Here is a 23,120-nt window from a genome sequence, read left to right on the forward strand (position 1 = left end):
CTGGGTAACCTCTACACGCCCACCACGCATGGTCGTTCCCACAACACCACGGTCGGTGCGGGCGGGGCGTTGCAGCTCAGCTTCAACACGCTCACGCTCAACGGGGACCTGGATGCCGCGGGCACCGGTCAAGGCGCGGGCGGCTCGATTTATTTGCAGGGCGACACCCTTGACGGCGGCGGCAACATCAACGCCAACGGCGGCCAAACCTACTGGGAAACGGGTGGCGGCGGTCGTGTCGCCATCCACGTTGAAGACCTCAACGCCTTTGAGGGTCGTGTGACAGCCTGGGGTGGTCGTGCCGACGCCAACCGTCAGTACAGCCACGCCGGCGCGGGTACGGTGTTCTACCGCAACAGCACCTGGCCCAACGGCCGGCTGATTGTGGACAACAACGGCTTGGATACGCGTCCCGGATCCACCAAACTGCCAGGTTTGGGTGAGGTTATTCCGGCCGAGCCGACCGGCGGGGCTGTGATTCATGGGGAAAACTTTCCGCCGTTCGGCGCCCTCGGCGGTTTGTACCTCGTCTTCGAGGACGGCAGCGAAGTCGCGGTCGGCAACCACGGCGAAACGGAACTGTTCCCCGCCTCGGGCAGTTTCCCGCTGGTTGACGAAGGTCAAGGCTTCCGTGGTTTGCACATCTTGGATGTGCTGGAAATTCGCGGCAACGGCCAATTGAAAACCGCTGACAGCATTCGCGTTTTGCAGCAGTTCATTTTCGAAAGCGGCAGTATTGAAGCCGCCGGTTTGGAATTGCCCGCCGACAGCGAGCTGACCAACGGTGCCATGACCTTGTACACCGATCCCGGCCTCGACCGTTTGATTTTGGATAATTTCCAATTGGATCTGCGCTTCCCGGTGGACCTTGCCGATTTAGAACTGCGCAATGGCGCCACCCTGGAGCTGCATGCACCGATGAACGCGGGCACCATCACGGTCGGTGCCGGCACCACCATTTTCAGTCGTGATCGCGGTCAGGCGGATAATACGGGGAACCGCTTCCGCTCCAGCCACGGCGGTTACGGCGGCAACTTTGATTACGATACGGCAACGACGCTGGGCAACCTCTACACGCCGACCACGGCCGGCCGTTCGTTCAACACCACCGCCGATGCGGGCGGTGCGATCGAGCTGACCTTCGACACGCTGACCCTGGACGGCACGTTGGATGTAAGCGGATCCAGTCAGGGTTCCGGTGGTTCGGTGTTGCTGCGCGGCAATCAATTAACCGGTGCGGGTAACATCAGCGCCGACGGCGGCAATACCTACTGGGAGGCCGGCGGCGGCGGTCGCATTGCCCTACACGTGGAAGATTTGGACGGTTACAGTGGGGCGGTCAGCGCTTACGGCGGTCACGCCGACGTCAACCGCGCCTACAGCAATGCCGGGGCGGGCACGGTGTTCTACCGCAACAGCACTTGGCCCAACGGTCGTTTGGTTGTGGACAACCGCGGCATTGAGTCGCGGGCGGGTTCCACCTTCTTACCCGGCGTGGGTGAAGTGGTACCGGCGGAACCCACCGGCGGCAGTGTCATCGACGGTGAGAATTTCCCGGAATTCGGCGGTTTGAACGGCCTGTTCCTGATTTTCACCGACGGCAGCGAAGTGCGGGTCGGTGACCACACCACCGATCAAATTTATCCGGCCGAGGGGACCTTCCCACTCATGGGTGAAGGCGATTCCTTCCAAGGCCTGCACATTCTGGATGTGTTGGAAGTACGCGGCGGGGCGCAACTGAAAACCGACGACGCCCTGCGCGTGTTGGACTACTTTGTCTTTGAAAGTGGTTCGGTGGATGCGGCCTGGTTGGACGTACCCGCCGACAGTACCTTCACCAACGGCAGCTTTACGCTTTACGCGGACCCCGGTTTGGACCATCTGATTCTGGACAACTATCAGATGAACCTGCAGGTGTCCCTGAATCCCGTCAGCCTTGAGCTGCGCAACAATGCGACCTTGGAATTGGATGTCCCGCTTCAGGCCGACACCATGACCGTCGACGCCGGTTGCCGCATCTTCAGCCGCGACCGCGGTCGCGCCGACAACAGCGACAACCGCTACCGTTCCAGCCATGGCGGGTACGGCGGCAATTACGAATACGATACGGCTTCGACCTTGGGCAACCTCTATCAGCCCGAGACCCACGGTCGTTCCCACAACACCACCCCCGATGCGGGTGGCGCCCTGGATCTGCGTTTCACCACCTTAACCCTCAACGGGGACTTGGACGTCAACGGTTCGAGCCAAGGCGCGGGCGGTTCCATCTACCTGCGCGGCGATGTCTTAAGCGGGAGCGGCAACATCAGCGCCGACGGCGGCCACAGCTATTGGGAAGCCGGCGGCGGCGGGCGCATTGCGCTGCATGTTGAAGATTTGGATGCATACGAAGGGGCCGTGACGGCTTATGGCGGCCATTCCGATGTCAATCGCGAGTACAGCAACGCCGGGGCGGGTACGGTTTTCTATCGCAACAGCACTTGGCCCAACGGCCGTCTGGTGGTGGACAATCGCGGTGTTCCCACCCGCGCCGGTTCGACGACCTTGCCAGGGTTCGGTTCCCTGTTCTTGGAAGTGCCGCCGGAAAACGGCACGCTGGAGGGGAATTTTGCCGAATTCAACGCCCTCGCCGGATTGCGGGTGCGTTGGTTGAGCGGATCGACGCAAGTGATTGCCAATACGACGGATCAACTGATTCTGGCCGAAAACCCGGTGGTGGACGAGGGTGAGTCCCTGCAGGGCTACCACTTGTTGGATGTGATTGAAGTACGCGGCGGCGCCAACCTACGCACCGTTGACGGGTTCGTGTACACACAAGACATGATTGTGGAGGACGGCGCGGTACTGGATGCGACCTTTGTGGAAGAATTCGGGACCGAACCTTCCAAACGCGTCATTCAAACCCCGCCCGCCAAAGCATTCCAGGCGCCGGTTGACATCCCGACCCAAGGCGATTTGATCCTGCGGGAAGGGGAAACGCGCCACCTGAAAAAACGCGCGCGCTTCGGCGCGATTGTCATCCCACCCAAGGCGCGTCTGATTGCGGACGACACGCTCACCGCGCAAACGATTTCGGTAAACGGGGGTCGTTTGGTGGTTCATGCCGTGCCCGAGTATCACGAAGCAACGCTACGTGTCGGCGAACTGACCATTCAGGCCGGTTCGGTTCAGGTCGCTTCGCTGCGCGCCGATTGGGTCTCCGTGGCTCAGGCCGGTGTCCTGACCGGTAACCCAACGGGTTCTGACGACGCCTTGTTGTTCCTGGACGCCGGTGAACTGGTCCTCGCCGGCAGGGTGGGGCGAGGGAACGGCGAAACCCGCCTGATTGGACAATCCCGCTTGGAATACCTTTCCGCCGACGGTGCCACCTTCGCCGGCACGCTGCGCGCGCCGGGCGGTCGTCTCGTCGATGCCGTGTTCCGTGGGGACCACGTGGTTTTTGCCGAACCGGTCTCGTTGGAAGGCACCCATCTGCAAACACGTCGCTTAGAGGCGCCGTCGCTGAGGTTAAACCAGGCGAGCAGTCTTACCAGCTTATCCGCGGGCTCCGATGTGTTGCTTTCGATTGATGTTGCAGGAGAACTCAACATCGGCGGCGAAAGCAGCATCCGTTTGGACGGCGTTGCCCGTCGTCCCGGAAACGGCGCGCACGGCGGTTTGCCCTTTGGGTTCCATGTTCGTGCCCAACCCGCCGATCTTTACGGGTCCCCGGTCTATCCCACTTTGCCGGGCAACGGCTCCGCGGGTGGCGGGGTCTTGCACCTCGGCGCCGCCCGGTTACATCTGGACGGCCGTATCAGCGCGCGGGGCGTGAACCGCTCCTCCGGTGGTTCGGTGCTGCTGCGCGTCGGCCAATTCAGCGGCAACGGGACCGTGGATGTTGCGGGTGGTGTGGCCGATCAGCGCTTTGAAAGTCGACGGGTCTACGCGGGCGGCGGTCGCGTCGCCGTCCATGCGCGTGATTCGGCCCACTTCACCGGCCGTATTGTCACCGGCAACCGCGTCGAAACCCAGGGCTCGCTGGTTTTTGTCGAACCCGGCACCGAGTTTGTGATCGCGGCGACCGAGTACCGCGGCGGCCGATTGACGGGAACGCCCCCGGCACCACGGCGAACCATTGGTTTGCAACAAATGACCCAACAGGGCGAGCGCGGCTTGGCGATTCAAACGCGCCTGCGCGCCGCCGACGTGGCCGGTATGTGGTTGCGCCTCAACGGCAAGCCGGTGCGTATTCTGCAAGCCGCCGACGGCGATTCGGACACGCTTTACTTACAGCTGGCCGAGCCGCCCGATCCGGGAGATCAACCGGCTTCGCTTGAGTTGCGCACGGCCGGAGGTGCCCGATGAAATCCATCATCCGTTACCCAAACAACGCGGCGCGTTCCTTTTCCTGTACCAAACAAACCCTTTCGAACCTTACTTTTTCGGATTTTTGTATGACGCAACACGTAGCTTCCCTTTTCTTGTGCTCCCTGCTTCTCTTTGCACCACTTTTCGCTCAAGACCCGCCCGCCGATCAGGCGCCCGCCTTGCCGCCGGAGCGGTTTGCGGCCGCGCAGACGTGGTTGGCGCAAACCGCCTCCTGCGACGGCGATACGGTGGTGGTTGATGAGAACGCGACCGTAGACTTCAGCGCCGACGTGCCCGTCTACAGCGGCGACGCCGATTTGGCGCCGTACTTCAGCTACGAAAAATCCGGCGACGACCCTCAAAATTGGCGGGCCGTCTTTGACCTGGGCGGCAAACGCCTGTTGGTCACCAACAATGCGTTGATCAGCGTCGGCACGCTTCCCGGAAACCGGCCCAACAGTCGGGTTTCACCGGGTTTAACCATCCGTACCGCTTGTTCCGTTCAGGTCGATGCGGGTGCCGCCGTGCGCGTGGAGAGTACCCATGCCGATACCGGCGCCTTAACCCTTTACGCCCGTGACGGGCTTAGCGTGGCGGGGACCGTGGCCAACCAAGTGCAGGGCACCTGGGGCACGGCCGGCAACCTGTTGCTGGGCACCCATACCGGCGATCTGCACATCGGCGCAAGCGGGCGGGTTCTGCTCAAAGGCGCCCAACAAGGTGTTGCTGACTTGAGCCTGTTGGTCTTTGGCGACGGCGGCGATCTGAACATCGACGGCTTGGTTGATGCCTGGTTCGAAAACGGTCGTGCGCCCGAAATGCAAATCATCAGTTTCGGCGGCCGTCTCCATATTGACGGGACGCGGGTGCTGGGCACCGAAGCCGATCGGGTCGTGGCCTCCGGCGTCAGTGTTCGGAGCGTCGGGGTTCCCGTGGCGGGGGCCGTTCACCTGCAAGCCCGCGAAGAAGTGCGGGTTCTCGGTTACACCGGCACGCGCAACACGAGCGCGCCTTCCTTTACCACCACGCTGAATGCCGAAATGCGCGGCCTGGCCGCGACCGTACCGGTGACGGTGACCCTGACCAACTTGGCTTCCGGCAACGGTGTTCAGGTTGCCTTGTCGGTGGCGCCGGGTGCGGGCGATATCGAAGCCTTTTTTGCCAACCTCGGCAATGAAGCCTTGTTGGAAGCACTGCGTTTTCACGGCGATATCGTCAACAAATGGACGCTTAACGCCAACAGTGTCAATGCCGTGGGTGGGTTTTGGATGCAACCGCCCGGCGGCTGGGACTTGGCGGTGGAACTGGGCGAAACCTGGCCGCAAGATCCGGTTCACGAGTCGGTTTCCTTTGAAATCCATGCGCCGGGTTTGACCTGGCCGCAACTCACCGCGCCCCAAGCCGAAGGCTGGGCCTTGGGCCTGCTGGTGAAACCACCCAGTGCCAAAACCAAAAACGGCGTGGCGCCGGGGATCGATCCGACCACCGCCGCTGCCATGCGCGGCAAAAACGACGGCTTGATGCGCATGGGTTTGCTTTTGCCGGCTTTTGATCCGGCCCGACAGCACGGCACCGTCGCCGTGAAAACCAAACCCAATTTGGCCGGCGCAACCGGCGGCCACATCACCCTGGTTTCTCAAAGTGGGGACTTAATTCTTTCCGGTTATGCCTTGGACAACGGCAACGACAACAACGCCGAGGCGCGGGTGGTGCTGGACGCCGCCGACAACATTACGCTTCAAGCCGGTGTTCCCGGGGCCAGGTTGATCGACCATGCCGGTCGCAACGGCGCGGGGGGCACCTCGCGCTTGCGTGCGCGCCAAGGCGGCATTACCATCGGCAGCGGTGCCTATTTGCTTGCGGGCGGTACCACCGCGCCGGGGCATCATTGGCTCACCGCCTGTACCGGCGTCACCAACAACGGCACCGTGACACCCGCCGACGCCGATACCGCCGATGACTCAGGCGTTTGCGCCGTCAACCTGTCGCTGACCGTCACCGCACCCGGCGAAGGTGCCTTGATCACGGTGCTGCCCATGACTGTTTCCGGTTCGGTTACACCCGACGCCGCCGAGGTAAGGGTGCAGGGAACCAGTCTGGGCGGCGGTAACGCTGCCTGGGTTACGGCGATTAGCCCGGATCAAGGGGCGCAAACGGTTGAAGTTACGGCGAATTGGAACGGTCAAACCCAAAGTGTTACCCGCAACATCATCGTGGATACCTTGCCGCCGCAAATCGTTTTAACCGCGCCGGATACCCATCTTGCCGGTGAGGAATTGGTGTTCTCCTGGCAGATTAGCGACGCGGTTAGTGCCGTCACCGGGGCCGTCCGCGTTAACGGTCAGGTGGTTTCCAGTGATCTGATCGGCGAACACCGCACCCTTGTTCCCGTCGACCCGGCTTATGATGCCGTTCTGATTGAAATCGACGCCGAAGATGCCGCCGGCCACGGCGCACCGACCACACGCCACACGGTTACGCTGAATTTTCCCGCGCCGACGATTGCGATCCATGCGCCGGCTGACGGTGCCTTAACCAACGCCGCGGAGGTGTTGGTGCGCGGAACGGTGACCCCGGCCGACGCCGCCGTGGCTGTAAACGGGATCCCGGCTTTGGTCGATGGAACGACCTGGTCGCTGACACTTCCCTTGACCGGGGAAGGTCCCATCGAACTGGTTGCGGCGGTTTCCAGTCGCGGCGGCAGTGCCCAAGACGCGGTAGCCGTCACCCGCGACATCACGCCGCCCCAGCTGAACTTGGATCTTCCCGCCACCGTTGTGCGCGGTGCTGATTACGCCTACAGTTGGTCGGCCTCGGATCTCAGCGGTCTTAGCGAAACCTTGCTTTTACGCGACGGCGCGGTCGCCGGCGCGGTGCCCAACGGCAGCGGCAACGCCGTCGCCACCTTGGACGAAAACGTCACCACCATTGTGTTCCAGCTCAGCGCCCGCGACGCCGCCGGCAACCAGGCTCAATTGGAACGTACCGTGGCGATTCAAGCGCGCCCGGTGGATGTGGCGATTACCACGCCCGACGAAGGCATGCTGACCAACGCCGATACGGTGGTCGTCGGCGGAACCGTGGCGCCCGCCGACACGCCGGTCACCCTGAACGGGGAAGCGGCCGCGGTGACCGGGTCGACCTGGACCCATACGTTAGCTTTGTCCGGTGAAGGCGATATCACGCTGACGGCGACGGCGACCCGCGAAGGTGTCAGTGATCAAGATCAACGGACCATTCAGCGCGACATTACCCCGCCCGAATTGGAACTGACCGTTCCGACGGAAGTGGTGCGTGGTGCCGATTATGCCTACACCTGGACGGTAACCGACGCCGCCGGCCTCAGCGAAACCCTGTTGGCGCGGGACGGCGTTAGCCTAAGCAGCGAACCCAACGGCGGCGGCAATGCGACCGCGACCTTGGACGAATCTGTAACCACCATTGTGTATCAGCTCAGCGCCCGCGACGCCGCCGGCAACCAAGCCCAATTGGAACGCACCGTGGCGATTCAAGCGCGCCCGGTGGATGTGGCGATTACCACGCCCGAAGAAGGCACGCTGACCAATGCCGATAGCTTGGTCGTGGGCGGAACCGTGGCGCCCGCCGACACGCCGGTCACCCTGAACGGGGAAGCGGCCGCGGTGACCGGTTCGACCTGGACCCATACCCTTGTCTTGACCGAGGAAGGTGCCGTCACCTTGACAGCGGTGGCGACGCGCGAAGGTGTCAGTGATCAAGATCAACGGACCATTCAGCGCGACATTACCCCGCCCGAATTGGAACTGACGGTTCCGACGGAAGTGGTGCGCGGTGCCGATTATGCCTATAGCTGGACGGTTTCTGATGCCAACGGCCTCGGTGACACGTTGTTGCTGCGCGCCGGTGAGACCGTCGCAACGGAGCCCAACGGAAGCGGCGATGCGACCGCGACCTTGGATGAAACCGTCACCACCCTTGTTTACGAACTCACTGCCACCGACGCCGCCGGTAACCAGGCCCAATTGGAACGCACCGTCGCGATTCAAGCGCGTCCGGTGGATGTTGTGATGACCGAGCCGGCGGACGGGACCTGGACCAATGAAGGTGAGATCACCGTTGCCGGTACGATTTCGCCCGCGGACACACCGGTTACGCTGAACGGCGAAGACACGCTTGTCACGGGAACCGGCTGGACCCACACCCTCGCTTTGGACGGTGAAGGCGCGATCACCCTCACCGCCGCCGCCACGCGCGAAGGTCAAAGCGATCAAGACCAGCGAACCGTTGTTCGCGACATCACGCCGCCGCAAGTGACCCTCGACCTCCCCGAATCCGTGGTGGCCGGTCAGGCGATTGCCATGGCGTGGACCTTGGTTGAAACCAACCCAATCGTTCGTCAGGTCATTGAGCAGGACGGCAACGCGATTCAAGAATTCAGCGACGACGGCACCACCCAATTAAGCGTTGCCACCACCGCTGACCAGGCCGGCACGGTAACCGAACTGTTGGTGCGCGTTTTTGATCGCGCGGGCAACAGCGGGGTCGCCTCCGGTACCGTGCAAATCCGACCCAACAACGTCACCCTGACCGTGGATCAACCTGCCGATAACGCCCGCTTCGGTGTTTTGCCCGTCGCCCTCGCCGGAAGCGTGGATCCCGCCGAGGCGGTGGTCGACGTCGACGGCGCACCCGTGCAGCGCGACGGTGCGGCATGGACCGCAACGGTTGCGCCCGCCGACGGTGAACATCTGCTGACCATGAACGGTACCCTCGCCGGCGCCCAAGGCGACAGCGTACAGCGCACCATTTACGTCGACACCACCGCGCCCGTGGTCGCGATTGACGCGCCGGCCCGTTTGGTTCGCGGTCTCAGCCACACCATTCGTGTGACGACCCAAGATGCATCCACCGTCAACCGGGTCGGTCTCCGCGTCAACGGCACCGATTTGACGGAGCAAAACGCCGGGGAAGCCTCATTTGAAATAACTGTTCCCGACGATGAGGCGTTAACGTCCTATACCCTGATCGCGCACGGTATTGACGAATTCGACCATCGCGGCGAAACCACCCAGACGATTCCGGTGATCGACCTTGCCGACCTGGATCAGGTGGTGATTACCCTGACGAGCCCGGCCCACCGCGATCTCTTCGATCAACCGCAACAAACCATTACGGGGACGGTTCAACCGGCCGACGCCGTTCTGACCCAACAGGGCCAAGCCGTCACCACCGACGCCGGTGGCAACTTCAGCTACCCGGTCACCTTGGGCGGGGGTGTCAATACGTTTTTATTCCGCGCCCAACGCGAGGGATGGCTGCCGGGTCAGGCCAAGTTGGATCTCTATCTGGACAACAGCCCGCCGGTCGTTACCATTCTCTCGCCGGACGACGGCTTCACCACCAATCAAGCTCAGATTGAAATAAGCGGTACCGTCAACGACCTTTACGACGAAACGCCGGCCCTCAGCCGCGGCGGCAATCCGGTTGCGCTGGTTCAAGGCCGTTTCAATGAAAGCGGTGTTACTTTGCAGCAAGGCGCCAATACGCTGACCTACACGGCTTTGGACCGGTTTGGTCGCTCCGGCGAGGCTTCGATTACGGTCCATTACCAGGGCGAAGGGCCGCAAATCAGCTTGGATCACCCGGATCAAATTCGCCCGGGCGCCGCTTACCAAGTGCGCGTCGGCCTCAACCCCGCTGAAGATGTTACCCGGGTTGAACTGTTTATCAACGGCCTCAGTGTTTACCAGGGCGAAAACGGCAACGAGCACACCGCCGACGCCGTTCAATCGGGTTTGCAACGCGCTATCCCGGTTTTAGCCGTGGCCCACGACCGCTTCGGCAATCAGGTTCAGGCCCAAGGCACCATTCAGGTGAGTTTTCCTCATTATGTTCACGGCCGTGTTTTGAACGATGCGACCAGCTACCCCGTGGCCGGGGCTTCGCTGGATGTGATCTCGCCCGAGGGGACCACCACCGTCACCACCGATGCGGACGGTTTTTACGAAACCTACGTCCACGGGTTCCCCATCACCGTCAACGGTCCGAGCGCCGCCTACGCAAGTCTGCGGCGTACCATGACGGCCGATCGCGATGCCTGGCGCGTGCCCGACCTGCGCCTGAGTGCGCGCGGCAGTCCGACTTCCGGTACCGTTCAGGGCGACGGCTTTAGCGTGGTTCTGCCCGGAAGCGCCGGCTTTACCGAGGTGTCCGATCAGGGTTTGGCCGCCCTGCTGCCTCTGGGTTACGCCCCCGTCGCCGCTTTTGAATTAACCGGCCTCGCCACGGCGGGAACCCTCACCTGGACCTTGAACCAACCCTTGTTGCCCGATGGCACCGCCCTGTATTTCCTGAACTTGGAAGCAGACGGCTGGCGTGTCCTTGCCGTGGCTTCGGCTGCAGGCGGCACCGTCACCGCCGACCTTCCCGCCGGCGACGGTAGCTACACCGCCGCCCTCATCGATAGCTGGTCCGGTGTGGTCCGACCCGCCGTCAACGACCTGGTTCAGCGCGGCGCCGATTTGGTCGTGCCTGCTTCCACCTTGGCCGATTCGGTCACCATTCCGGCGCGCGCCTCGATTCTCGATGAGCCGCAAACCCTGTTCACCTGCAACGTCGCCACGGCCGGCGGTCTGCTTTCCGGCAGCCGCGCCCGCGTCTGGGCGACCGAAACCCATGATCGCTACGACCAAACCGTGACCGGCCCGGCCTACCCGCTGGACTTCTTTACCTACAGCTACCGCTTCGGTTCCCAGGATCGACCCGATCTGTTGGGCGGTCGCTTGAATGTGCGCGCCCGGATTCCGTTGCAACAGGACAATACGCAACGCGCCGAAATTGATTTTGTCAGCGTGGCGGGCGGGGAGAGCCAAGCCGGTTTTGCCGCCGATGCCGCCTGGAGCTTTGGCAACCTGGACCTGGACTTGTCGGCCGCCGCCGACGGGCCACGCGTGGCCCATGCCGAATTTGCCGCCGACGAAGGTTTGGAACTGCCGCCCCGCGCGACCTGGCTTGGTGGCTTCCACTTGGAAGTGGGCGGCGAGCTTGATCGTTCGGCCGAACTCAGTTTAAACGACATCAACGCGGTGTCCGTCATTCTGCTGCGCCGCGAAGAAGGCGACCCACGGCGGTTGTATGTCGGCCGCTTGACCCAAAACAACGGCCGATGGACCAACGTCGGTACCTCGGCGGACATTACCCAAAGCGGCCGTTACACCGTGGTGGCCTTGGACTACGCACTGTGCGAAGTAAGTGGTGTCGTGCGTTATGAAGGGGCGCCAAGTGTCGGCGCTTATGTCGACCATGCCGGATTCCCCTGGTCCGCGCGCGGCGATGCCGCCGGCGGGTACCGTCTGGCCGTGCCGCACATGACCACGCCGCAAGAGGTGACGGCCACGGCCGATTCGCCGCGTGCTTCGGGTTCCCTGCAATTGCCCGCGACCCAGGGTCAAGACCAACTCACCGGTCAAGATATTGTCCTGGGTTTGCGTAACTTGACTCTGGTTCGTCACAATCCCGGCGCCGATCAGGTGCACGTGGTGGCCATGCCCACCATCACGCTGGAATTCAACCAACCGGTCAGCAGCGATCGCGACCTTTTGGCAAGTGCGATTTCACTCAACGGCGGCGGCGCCGATGTGCCTTTGGAAATCATTGCCGAACCCGGTCGCTACGTATTGCGCGTGCTGCCGCTGCAAACCTTGGCCGCCGCGACCGTGCACACCCTGACGGTAAGCGAGGCCATGCGCGGCCGCGACGGCGATTCCTTGGCCGCGCCGGCGCAATTCTCCTTTACCACCGTCCAAGCCGCCGTGCCGCGTGCCCTGGACCTGAGCGCTTTTTATCTTTCCAGTGAAAGCGACGGTTTGTACCTGACCGCGCCCGGTGAAGCCTTTGCGCCGGGCACCCAATTAAGTGTGTTTAACCCCGAAACCGGTGCCGGGGTCACCACCACCTTGATCGGCGACAGCCTGCACTTGGCGGTTCCCGCCGTACGCGGCGAAGCCGTTGAACTGCGGGCGACCGACCCCTTGGGCAACACCCATCAACGGTTGATCGGTCTGACCCAAACCGGGCCCGACACCTTCCTGCTGGGTTCGCAGCCCTTTGCCCTGCGCATCAACGACGAATTGGTGTTGCGCATGGACGAGGTCTCTTCCGGGTTCAACAGCGAAGTACGTTTAACCGCCGCCGACGCCGCCGGCGCAGCCGCCCGCATCGGCGAAACCGCGGCCTTGGAAGCCGCGCCGGCCATGGAATTCGTCCAAGGTTTTGTGATGGAACCGGTCAGCGGACCGCTGCCCACCTTTAAGGCGCGCCTGATGGTGGAAAAGGAATTGGACGCCTACAACGGCCGTTCGATGGTGGCGATGACCTTCCATCCCGGTTTCCAACTGGCCGCCGACCCCACGCGGCCGGACCAACTGAGCGAACAGACCCTGGTCCGGTTCCACGATGCGTTTAACATCGAAAACGGCGAACCGGCGGGCAAAAGACGTTTCGCCGGCCGCAATACCGGCCAGGGTAAACGGTTCAACTTGGTTCAAATGATGTTGGTGATCGAGGTCAACGCCATGACCGGCACCCAGGCCTCCGATCCCGTCGGCTCCCAGGTTTTTACCGGCATCATGTCTTCCCAAGCGCCTTTGAACCCTTCCGAACATCCCATCTACGACTATGTCAATTGTCAGCGGGCCGCGGTGGCCGTGCAGCCGCCTTTGGAAGCTCCGCCCTTTGAGAGCCACGGCTGGCACCAGGATCACTTGCGCTCCGGGTATTACCCCTTGCCGGGCACCCACGTCTACGGTGTGTTCCACCCAAACAACGGACCGCCGTCTTACCGTCTGATGGGTGTCGCCGACGCCACGGGTCGCGCCAACTGCAACTACTTCGGGCCGATTGCCTCCATGCGTGCCGTGGATCCCGCCACCGCCCAGAGTGTTGTGGTGGATATTCGCCAACGGGGTAACGCCAATGTGAGTTCCGGCTTCAGTATCCTCAACTATCATATTCGCAACGCCGAATTTGATCCGCTGCAGCACCAGGTCGATTTGGGCAACCCGCCCCCGCCGCAATTGCGCAGCCGCTGGGAAGTGGGCAGCCTGCAGGACGGTGCCTTCGTGGTCGACACGGCGCGCAGCGAAGAACTGCGCAACAATCGCCGCGTGGTTGCCGACGCCTTGCTCCAATTGCGTTACACCTTGAGCAGCAGCTTGGCACTCAGCTTGGATCCCGAACCGCGCCTGGTGGTTTCCGGTTTACCCGAACCCGGCGATCCACAAATTGAAGGCAGCACCATCACCTGGACCTTCCCCGCCGGCGCGGTGGAGTTGGGCGGGGTGGTGACGGCTGCCGCCACGGTGACCTCCGTTCACGACACCCAAAACACCCTCAACGAACGATTCATGATTGTGGGCAACGGACCCCTGCCCGATATCCCGGGCGCACCGCCCTTCGTTTTGTCGGTGAAACCGGAAGACGAAGCCGAGGATGTGCTGGTCGGGGACAGCATTGCCATTGCCTTTAGCGAACCGGTAAAAAACATCAACAACACCACCATTCGCTTAAACGACGGCACGGGTGATTTGGCCCTGCGTTACTACGATCAAAACGGGACGCTGATTGAGGGCGACGGCGAAGCATTCATTATTTATGCCGTGCCGGTTGAAGCGCTTAACTTCGACACCGTCCATACGGTTGTGGTGGACGGCGTGACCGACCGCGAGGACACGGCCCCGGAAGAAGTTTTTGAAGCCTCCTTCCGCACGACCGAGTTCCGCGAGGTGGACCGCCTTAACGCGACCCACCGAACCATCGTGAAGGGTGTGCGCAACCTGACCTTGATCGTTACCGAAGATTGGCAGCAAGACCACTTCACCATCGACGTGTACGATACCCGTAACGCCTATGATCCCATGGCGACCGTGGGTTCCTACCAACTGCGCAAAGGTTGGATGGACGCCTATGTGCGCATGGAAATCTTCCTGCCCAGTGAGTTGGAAGAGACCGGCACCGGTATCGCCGCCGGCGGCGACGAGGCCCTGGACCAAATCCCGGCCGGTTCCATTTTGGTCGCCACCTGGCAGCGTTTCCCGAGCGATGTCTCCAACATGAGTTTCTACCGCTTCAACGGCGGTGGTTTTGACGAGCTGTTTGACCTGCCCAGTATTGAGCCGGGTTTGGTGTACGCTACCGCCAAAATGGGCAGTTATGTGATTTTGGGCTACAAACGGTTTGGCTATATGGCCGGCGAACCGATTGTGCCCGCTAGTACCTTGATCGTGGACGTGGTCGAGACCATGGAGAACTACGACGCGGTCGTCGGCGCCGCCGGCGGCAACCGTCTGGATTTTGAATCCGAGATTCAAAACCTGGGTCTGGTAGCCCGTTACCCGCTGCCGGGCGACGCCTCCGCGATTACCACCTTTGCCCGTCGTGAAAACGACGGCGACTTTGTGCAGGTGAAACCGGCCTTTTTGGTAAGCGGTTACGGCCATCCCGCCATTTTCGATTTCGATTTAAGCGAATTGCCGCCGTTCCCCGGTTTGGCCATGCCGTCGGGCGACCCCGACTACGACGCGCGTTTGGTGGCCAGGACCGAGTATGTGGGCGGCCCCCACGGCATGATCAATTACAACAGCGCGGTTTCGGGTTTCGCTTACCGCGATCCCGTTGAGGGTTTCCGCGAAATCGATCTGGCCGTCTTTACCGATCGGTCCGTAACGCCCAACCAGATTCACTTCTACGAGGTACCTCGTGAAGGGGACATGAGCACCACCGGCATTCAACCCATCAAGTCGCTGCCTTTCGGCGGCGGCCTGTATTCCATTGCCTTGGATGCGGAAACCGGTCTTTTGGCCGTCTCCGGCTTGGACAATCGTTTTTCCATGTTGGATGTGCGTGCCTTCCTCGAGACACCGGAAGCGGAAGACCAGTCCGGTTTCGAACACCTCGCCTTCATGTTCCCGGCCGAGGAACGGGCGCCTTCGCGGTTGACCTTTATCAGCGGCAACCTCTACAGCCACGATACGGGTGGGCGCAGTTTGAGCCGTACCCCGGTTGCGCCGGTGAAGTACCGCGCCGCCGGTTGGGAGTACATGGACCTCAATGATTGGATGAATCCCGTCGAAGACGGTGGTTCCGCGGCGACGCCTTTGGGGTCAAGTTTCAAGTACGCCAAACACATGGTGTTTTACGCCACCGATATGCCGCTGGACGATCAAGCCGCCTTTGTGATGGAGCAAGGGAGCTTCGCCATCGAGGTCGCCGATGAAGCGGATATCACCGTGGACGTCGCCGAACTGGGCGGCAACAATCTATATAGTATTGAACGCACCGATGTACACGGCCCCACCTACAGCTACTTCAGCACCACCAAGCTGCGCGAGACCTTCTTCAGCCAGGAACCCAACCGCCGACGGTTGCGCGAAGAAGGGTTCATTGCTTTTGAGTTGAAGTACAAAATTGAGCAAGACGGTCGCTTGTTGGCCGAAGATGAAGCGCAGTTTGTGGTGGCCTACCGTTACCCCGACACGCGCTACATCGATGCCTATCGCAGCATGGGTTCCGTTGATGTCTTGGCCGCCATGCCCCAAGTTAACGAGCAGGACCATGTGCTTTCCAACGGGGACCCTCGCCTCAACCTCACGCCCATGCGCGCCCACAACAGCGATTTCTTGTTTGAAACCGGGGCCTTCGGCGGCGGCATGGTTAATGGACAGATGTTGCAGGCCGCCATGCCGGTGTGGTGGGACGTCGGGCAACTAAGCGCGGCGCCCCACGGACCCGAAAACGCCCACCCGCGTCTGGTTCTGGAACAACCCGGCTTTTTCCAAGTGTCCTTCGAACCCAGAGAAGAAGGGCGTGCGGCGCGGGCAACCAACCACCTGTCCGCCGAGTTGGTCAAAGAAGGGGCCAACTGGACCCTGACCCATGACTTCAGCATGGCTTATGTTCTAAAAGCCAAAGCCGACCTTCCCGACTACGCCGCCGTTTTCGAAAACGTCAACGGGGTGGCCGGTTCGCCCGGCGCCCAGGACGACCCCGACGCCATGCGTTACCCGCTGCTGCGTTTCACGCCGGCCACTTCCGAGGCACCGGCCGGTTTTATCGGCGAAACCATTTTGCTGAAACAGGAAGACCAGCGCTGGAGCAACTCGCTTAAGTTCCAAACCGACGGTAAAGCCGTCGCGCGTCCTTTGGAAATCATTGAAACCGTTGCCGATGCGGGCCGACGCAGCGCCACGCTCAGCTATGAAAACAAAGCCACGGGCCGTTTGGTGGTCGGCAATATTCTGCCCGACGGCATGCAGCTCAGCTACGTTTACGACGACGACGGTTACCTGACCGAGGTGCGCCGCAACGGCCAACGTCCGCTTGCTTATGTCTGGGAACCGCTGCACGCCGACCTGAAGTTGGGTGAGTTTGTGCCCAAACGCCTCACGTCTATTTCGCGCGGCGATGCCGAGACCACCTTTACCTACAGCGATGCCGGCGGCAAGAAAATCGGGAGCATCACGACCCCTTACGGCAACCAAAACCTCACCACCTCGCGGGGTCAATCCGGCCTCATGGTGGGGGCAACCCTGGCCGCCGCCGCCCAAAGTTATTCGCAGGGTGTGAGTTTCGCCTTCCAGGATAACCAGTACCTCAGCCGGGTCACACAGCCGGGCGGCAATACCTTCACCCTCACCTGGACGCGTCAGGCCGGCGACGAAGCGGGTGTCTTCGCCCACTTCCTCACCGCCGATTCCCGCTTGAGCCAGACCTTTGAATACGACACCAAAGGCCGGCTTACCAAACACGAACGCAACGGCGGCGAACAATCCTGGGAATACCAAAACGGCAGTCCCGGTTTTGAGATGGAAGCCTCGCGTTTCACCGATCCCTCGGGCAAATCCTTTGCGATTACCCTCAATGCTCAAGGTCGTCGTACCAGCGCGGACGGCAATACCTTTGAAGAGCGGTTCTCCGCTTCCGGGGTGGTTTACCAAACCACGGATATCCAAGGTTTTGAGAAAAAAGCCGCCACCACGCGGTTTTACGGTTTGACCGGTCTGGGTTATGCCGCGACCAACGGCGTCACCACCCGCGTGCCGATCAGCGAAACCCTGCAAGACGCGCAGACCTCCATGTCACTCAATAACATGGGCGATATGGTTGAATCGACCGAAATGGGTGTCCACACCGCTTTCTCCAACTACGACGATCTTGGCCGCGCGGGCACCATGACCTACATGGGTGGGGTGACCTACCAAATGGCTTATGCCTATCGGGATGGGTTGCAGGTGGCCACCACCACCGAAACCGGTTCCGGTCAGGTTGTGGTGAAGAAGTTCAACGACCGCGGTTGGTTGGTTGAACAGAGCGAATCTTATGCGGACCAGACCTTAACCTATACCTACACCTACGACGCGTTGGGTCGTTTGACACGCATTCGCGACCTTGCCGCCAATGTGGATCGCTACCGTGCCGTGTATGACGATGATTCCGAACAACCCGTCGAGGAAACCGACTACACCGTCACCCATCGCTATACCAAAGCACCCGACTTCACCCCACGCATCACGGCCGCCGTGCGCACGCGTTTCGGCCAATCCCGAACCCTGGCTTTGGTGACCGACAACATGGGTCGCACCGTGCAAGCCGAGGAAGAAGGTTTGGGTGTGGTTCAGTTTGCTTACGATGCCTGGGGCCGTGTCATCACCAAACGATTGCTGGGCGGCGACGGGAATCGTCAGGTGACCTTTACATACGGCAGTGATCGGTCCAGCAGCATTCAGGACGGCATCCGCAACATCACCGAAACCACCAACATTTTGGATCAAGCCGGCTTGCGCAAACGCACCGTGATTAGCGGCGCCGGATTGGATCAACCGCTGACCGTCACCGCGATGACCAACAAAATCGGCGACGGTGGCGGCAAGGGTTTTCAGTTCCAGGAAGTGGAGCGGGGCGCCGAACTGGTGAGTTCGCGTTTGTTCTCATCGACCGGTGAAGATTTGGGCGGATGGGAAGGCGACTTCTCGCTTTTGGCCGACCTGGGTTCACTCAATCGTTGGGGGAAACCCACTCAGTACACCGGGACCTTCACCCGCACCGTGACCTACGACACCCTGGGCCGTCAAACGCGGACCGAAGACAGCGACGGCACCGTGGCCGAATACCGTTACGATATTTACGGACGGGTCATTGGCGGCAACAACATCCACGATCAGGATTACAACGTCGATTACTTCTCCGGCACACCCATGCCGCGAACCCTCACCATGGACGGCGAGAATACCGCCGGCGGCGACAGCGTTGTGGTGGTTGATAAGTCCGAGGGCGAAGGCAAAACCCGCTTGAACACCTGGCTGGGCGATTCGGTAACGGTTGATACCACCGCCCAGGACGTTTCGTACACCCTGGCGCAGGGCGATGCGAGCGGCGGTTATCAACAAGAGGCCGCGTCCGGGTTGGCCGATCAAGCCACCAGTATGACCGGTGAAAATGCGACCTACCAGGCGCAAAACGCGGGCAACACCATGTCGGTGGACATTGCGGGGAGCAACCACAGCGTTTCCTATGACGCCATGGGCCATATTCGTCAGGTTCGCGAGAACGGTCTGGTGCGTTTGTCGGTGCGGCGCGACGCCGATTTCCGCGTGACCCAAGTTGATAACGATCAGCAGTCGTACCGCTACCATTACGAGGGCGGCAATCTGACGCGGATTACCGGCGGTCCCCACGCGATGACGCTTTCCGAGCACAACGCCTACGGTCAGCCCGGCCGCATCAGCTTGGCCGGTTTCGGTTCGCTTTCGCTGGCTTATCACCCGCGTGGCGGCGTGGCATCGGTCACCGCCAGTCGGTTCGGCGGCTCGGATATTGAAGTGACCGCCGACGCCAAAGGTGACCTGACCGGGTACCGCACCGGCAATCGGGCGATGGTTCATTTCCAACCCAATAAGTGGGGTGCACCGGCGACCATGCGCTTGGGTAGCGGCCCTGAATTGAACTTGTTCTCTGGTGATCAGGTTGCCGTTCTGGAAATGCCCAACGGCGTTTCGATGGATGTCAACCAAAACGGCAAAGTGACCGAGGTGCGTCGTCCCGGCTTGGCCGACTATCAATTTGAATACGATCCCATGGGGCGCCTGACGCGGGTTCTGCGCGACAACCTGCCGCGCGAGACCTACGTCTACGAAAACGGTCGTTTGGAGCGAATCGATCCGGCGCCCGGCCCTTGGTCGGACCAAAAAGACGTGGCTTACGACGGCGAGCAGCGCATTGCTCAAGTCAGCAGCAATTTAGACGGCGATTCGTCGTTTGAATACACCTCGGACGACGTGACCGCCAAAGCCGCCACCACCACAACCAACCGCATTAAGCAGTACACCGACCCCAACGGCGTGGTGCAGCATTTCAGCTACGATGCCGACGGCAATGTCACCCGCTTGGAAGTGGAAGGTGGGCCGTCGCTGGTTTATGGTTACGACAACGAAGGTCGCACCAGCTACGTCCAGGCCGACGATCTTCGCGTGAATTACAGCGATTACAACGGCGGCAATCCGAGACAGGTTCAGTGGCAATGCGACGGTTGTGACCTGGATCCGCTGATTGCGGCATGGGACGATCAAGATCGCTTGACCGGCCTGCGCGGCGGTGGTTACGCGCTGGAACTGGATTGGTCCCAGCGACCCGACGCCGCGTTGGACCAAATCGACCGCGTTTTGCGTCAAGGGCCGCGATTCCGCGAAGTGCTGACACCCACTTACGAGAACGATCAGTTGGTATCGATTCAAATCGAACGTGCCGCCGGGGACGGGGTTTCCGACGGAGATTGTTCCGACTGTTCGCTGCAAACCATTGTGGAGTCCTACGGCAACTTGGCTGAAAGCCTGATTGGCGGGATGTCACGATCCGTGGACGGCACCCCGGTATTGCAACAAACCAACAACGCCGACGCGGCCATGACCGCCAGGACCGGATCGCTGGAGCGCGATGGTCAAAGCTTGGCCCTGAGCTACGACGGTGACGGCAACTTGCAGGCAACCAGCGGTATTTTTGGTGAGAACGTAACCTACGCCTACGACAATACCCGCAAGTTACGTGAAATCAGTAACCCGGAAGCCGGTAACTATACCGAAACCTTCACCTACGACGTCTATGACCGTCGTGTGAAACGCGGCATTCGCGGCAACGGTGAACCCGCGCGTGATCTGATTTACGTCTATCAGGGCTCGCGCGTGGTTGCCGCGGGTTACCTGGAAAACGGGCTCAACCCCGTGTGGACCCACGCCTTTGGCTACGGCCCGCTCGGACCCGCCTTCGTCAAGGATTTGACCGGATCCGGTTTTGACTACTTCATTCTGGCCGACCACTTGGGGACGCCGTTCGCCTACCATCAGGCCGATACGGGCCGAACCTATTACACGCCCTTCAACCCTTGGGGTGAGTTATTGGCGCCCCATCCGTCGCGCGGTCCCCCGCACGGTGGTTCCGGTCAAGTACCCGAATTCGGCTTTCAACTGCCGCCGGATCAGGTGGCGGACCTGCCCGTTCAAGGCCTTTCCGGCCACGTGGCGGATGCCGAGACCGGCCTGGTCTACATGCACAACCGCTTTTATCAGCCGCGTTTGGGCCATTTTCTCAACACCGATACGCGCCCGCTGGACTTGTTCGATCCCAGTAGTTTCGACGAGCCCTACGCCTATGCGGCCGCCAACCCCATCCGTTTTAGTGATCCCGACGGTCGGGACGTGGTTCCCGGGGCGGGTTCTCACAAGTTAAGCGAGTATCTGCGCGAGAAGGGTCACCAGATTCTGACCCTGCCCACGCCCTTGGCCGACCAATGGTTTGAACGCTACGGTTATCGCCTGTACCAGAACAGAGACCAACGCACCGGCCAACTGCTGTTCTACACCGTTTTTAATACCCAGCGTCGCACCATCGACTGGTTGGTGACGCCGGAAAACGGTGGCTTGGAAGCCTTTAAAGCCGCCGGTCTGGCGCTGACGATCGATCCCTTTTTCGACCCGGCTTATGCGGCCGACTGGGAAGTCAGTACATGGATGGCTTCCAACAGTCTGTTTAGCGGCAACCTGTCCGAGTATTTCTCATTCCTGGGCGATGCTTGGGGCGAAGCCCTTACCGATCCCTTCTATTACCTCAACTTTTTGGGTGGGGGTAGGGGTAACGCCGTCCGGCCCGCCGGACCGAGGATACCGCCGCCGCGTTACGACCTCAATCTTTCGCGACCTTCGCCGCGCGCCAGTGCGCTGCACAAACGCATCAACAGTTTGGGTGAGGCGACCCAGGCTGATGTCGCCATCCTAAAATCGATTCGTCGCCACGGTGAACGTTTGGTTCGCGGTAAGGTGACCGGCAACAGCGATTACGTGCGCAATCAGGTACGCATGACGCGGCACCGCTTGCACCAAGGCAACCGAGCCGCGGCCGGTACACGTTTCCACAGCCTAAATTTCCACTTTGTCAAGCAGGCCAAGGCCGGCGGTTTCCTGAGGAATTTGGACATTGAACCTCGAATCGCCGCCCCGCTGCGGAGTTTGGTGAATTTCAGGAAACCGGATTATGCTTTTGGTCGCAACAGCCGATACCAAAACTTTTACGACATCAAGCCTTTTAAAAACAGCAAAGGTCACTATGATAACACCAGTCAATTCCTGGATATCTCCTCCACCACCGGCCTCACACCGGTGCCACTTTATTACAGGTTGCGTTTAAAATGATTGATCAGTTTTTGAATCACGAAGGCAGGGTCCGCGAGATTCTGCCGCCTCTTTCGGATGGACCGACCGATATTAGCGCTGACAACTGGTCTAAGCGCCGGGAGGTGTTGGCCGGCCTATGGTTTGAGGATATTGTCCTGGCCGGAACACGCATTCGCCCCGATTTCATCGAATGCGTTTTTGAGCGAAGTGTTTTCCGCAAGTTGAAGGCGAAACACCATTTTTGGGGCGCCTCCAACTTGTGGAAGGATTGTGTGTTTGAAGATCTGGTGCTTGAGGAAATGATCTCACCGCAGAATCGTTTCGAAAACTGTCGTTTTAAAAACGTCACGCTGAAACGCTACAATCCGGCTGAAACCCTATTCATCAACTGTACGTTTGAAAACGTGAAGCTGGAGGCCTTGTTCGTGCAGCCAAACCGGCGCAACCGCATGATTCGCAACCGTATGAGCGAGCTGTGGCCGTATCCCGAAATTGGTGAAATGGACAAGCGAAGGCTGTCGTTGATGTTTCGCGGCTGCCGTTTTGTCAAACCCGTGTTCACCAACTGCCTGTTGTCCCATATGTCCTTTGAGGATACGGTGTTTACGGAACCAAGCGGCCAAGGCAATCGCATGGACACGGTGGAAGGGGATAACCTGGCCTGGTTGAAGGCGGAGCAGGCGCGGCCGGGCGACGATCCTTATATGGAAGCCCTAATAAACATGATTGATGAAAAGCTGGGGGCAACCAGTTGGTCCAAGTTGCGGTTAGAGGCTTTTAGTAAAGTCAATGAAGGGAAGGCCCTAAGAAGTAACTGGCTGGATGATTTGATTAAAGGTGGTATTCCCGATAATGAATTCGACGTCATTGAAGAAATCATCGACGAATTAGCGACACGGTTCCCACCCAGCTAATGGGTTTCCCCGCCTGATGAAAAGGCGGATTCGCGAAAGGTAAAAGCGGTTGTCCAAGCCTTACCGTCTGGCGAGGAAATCAAACGGCGTTCTTTTCACAGATGAAACCGCCGTCCGCCCTCGGTGTGCCCAGGAGGGGCACCGGCCACCGTTCCTACGAATC

Annotated in this window: 3 protein-coding genes (1 of these 3 only partly in view); all 3 read left to right on the forward strand. The window is 60.7% G+C overall.

Annotated features, from left to right (window positions below; translation table 11 throughout):
• Positions 1 to 4,347, forward strand: partial view of a carboxypeptidase regulatory-like domain-containing protein gene (locus tag J3U88_RS13525; protein WP_207859353.1) — the end only. Its footprint begins 17,787 nt before the window's first position; the window shows 4,347 of its 22,134 coding nt (coding positions 17,788-22,134); the start codon falls outside the window, past its left edge; it ends in the stop codon at positions 4,345 to 4,347.
• Entirely contained in the window at positions 4,344 to 22,061 is a 17,718-nt protein-coding gene (locus J3U88_RS13530; RefSeq protein ID WP_207859354.1) for an Ig-like domain-containing protein, read from the forward strand. The genes J3U88_RS13525 and J3U88_RS13530 overlap by 4 nt, the downstream gene beginning before the upstream one ends.
• Positions 22,062 to 22,315: 254 nt before the next feature.
• Positions 22,316 to 22,957 (forward strand): hypothetical protein, encoded by a 642-nt coding sequence (locus tag J3U88_RS13535; RefSeq protein WP_207859356.1) that lies wholly within the window; start codon positions 22,316 to 22,318, stop codon positions 22,955 to 22,957.
• The last annotated feature ends 163 nt before the right edge of the window (positions 22,958 to 23,120 follow it).

Origin of the sequence: Acanthopleuribacter pedis (assembly GCF_017377855.1) — a bacterium.
In the GTDB taxonomy this organism is placed as follows: Bacteria; Acidobacteriota; Holophagae; order Acanthopleuribacterales; family Acanthopleuribacteraceae; genus Acanthopleuribacter; species Acanthopleuribacter pedis.

Excerpts from the sequence above, each read along its gene's own strand:
- J3U88_RS13530 (WP_207859354.1), top strand. The coding sequence starts at position 4,344 with ATGAAATCCATCATCCGTTACCCAAACAACGCGGCGCGTTCCTTTTCC.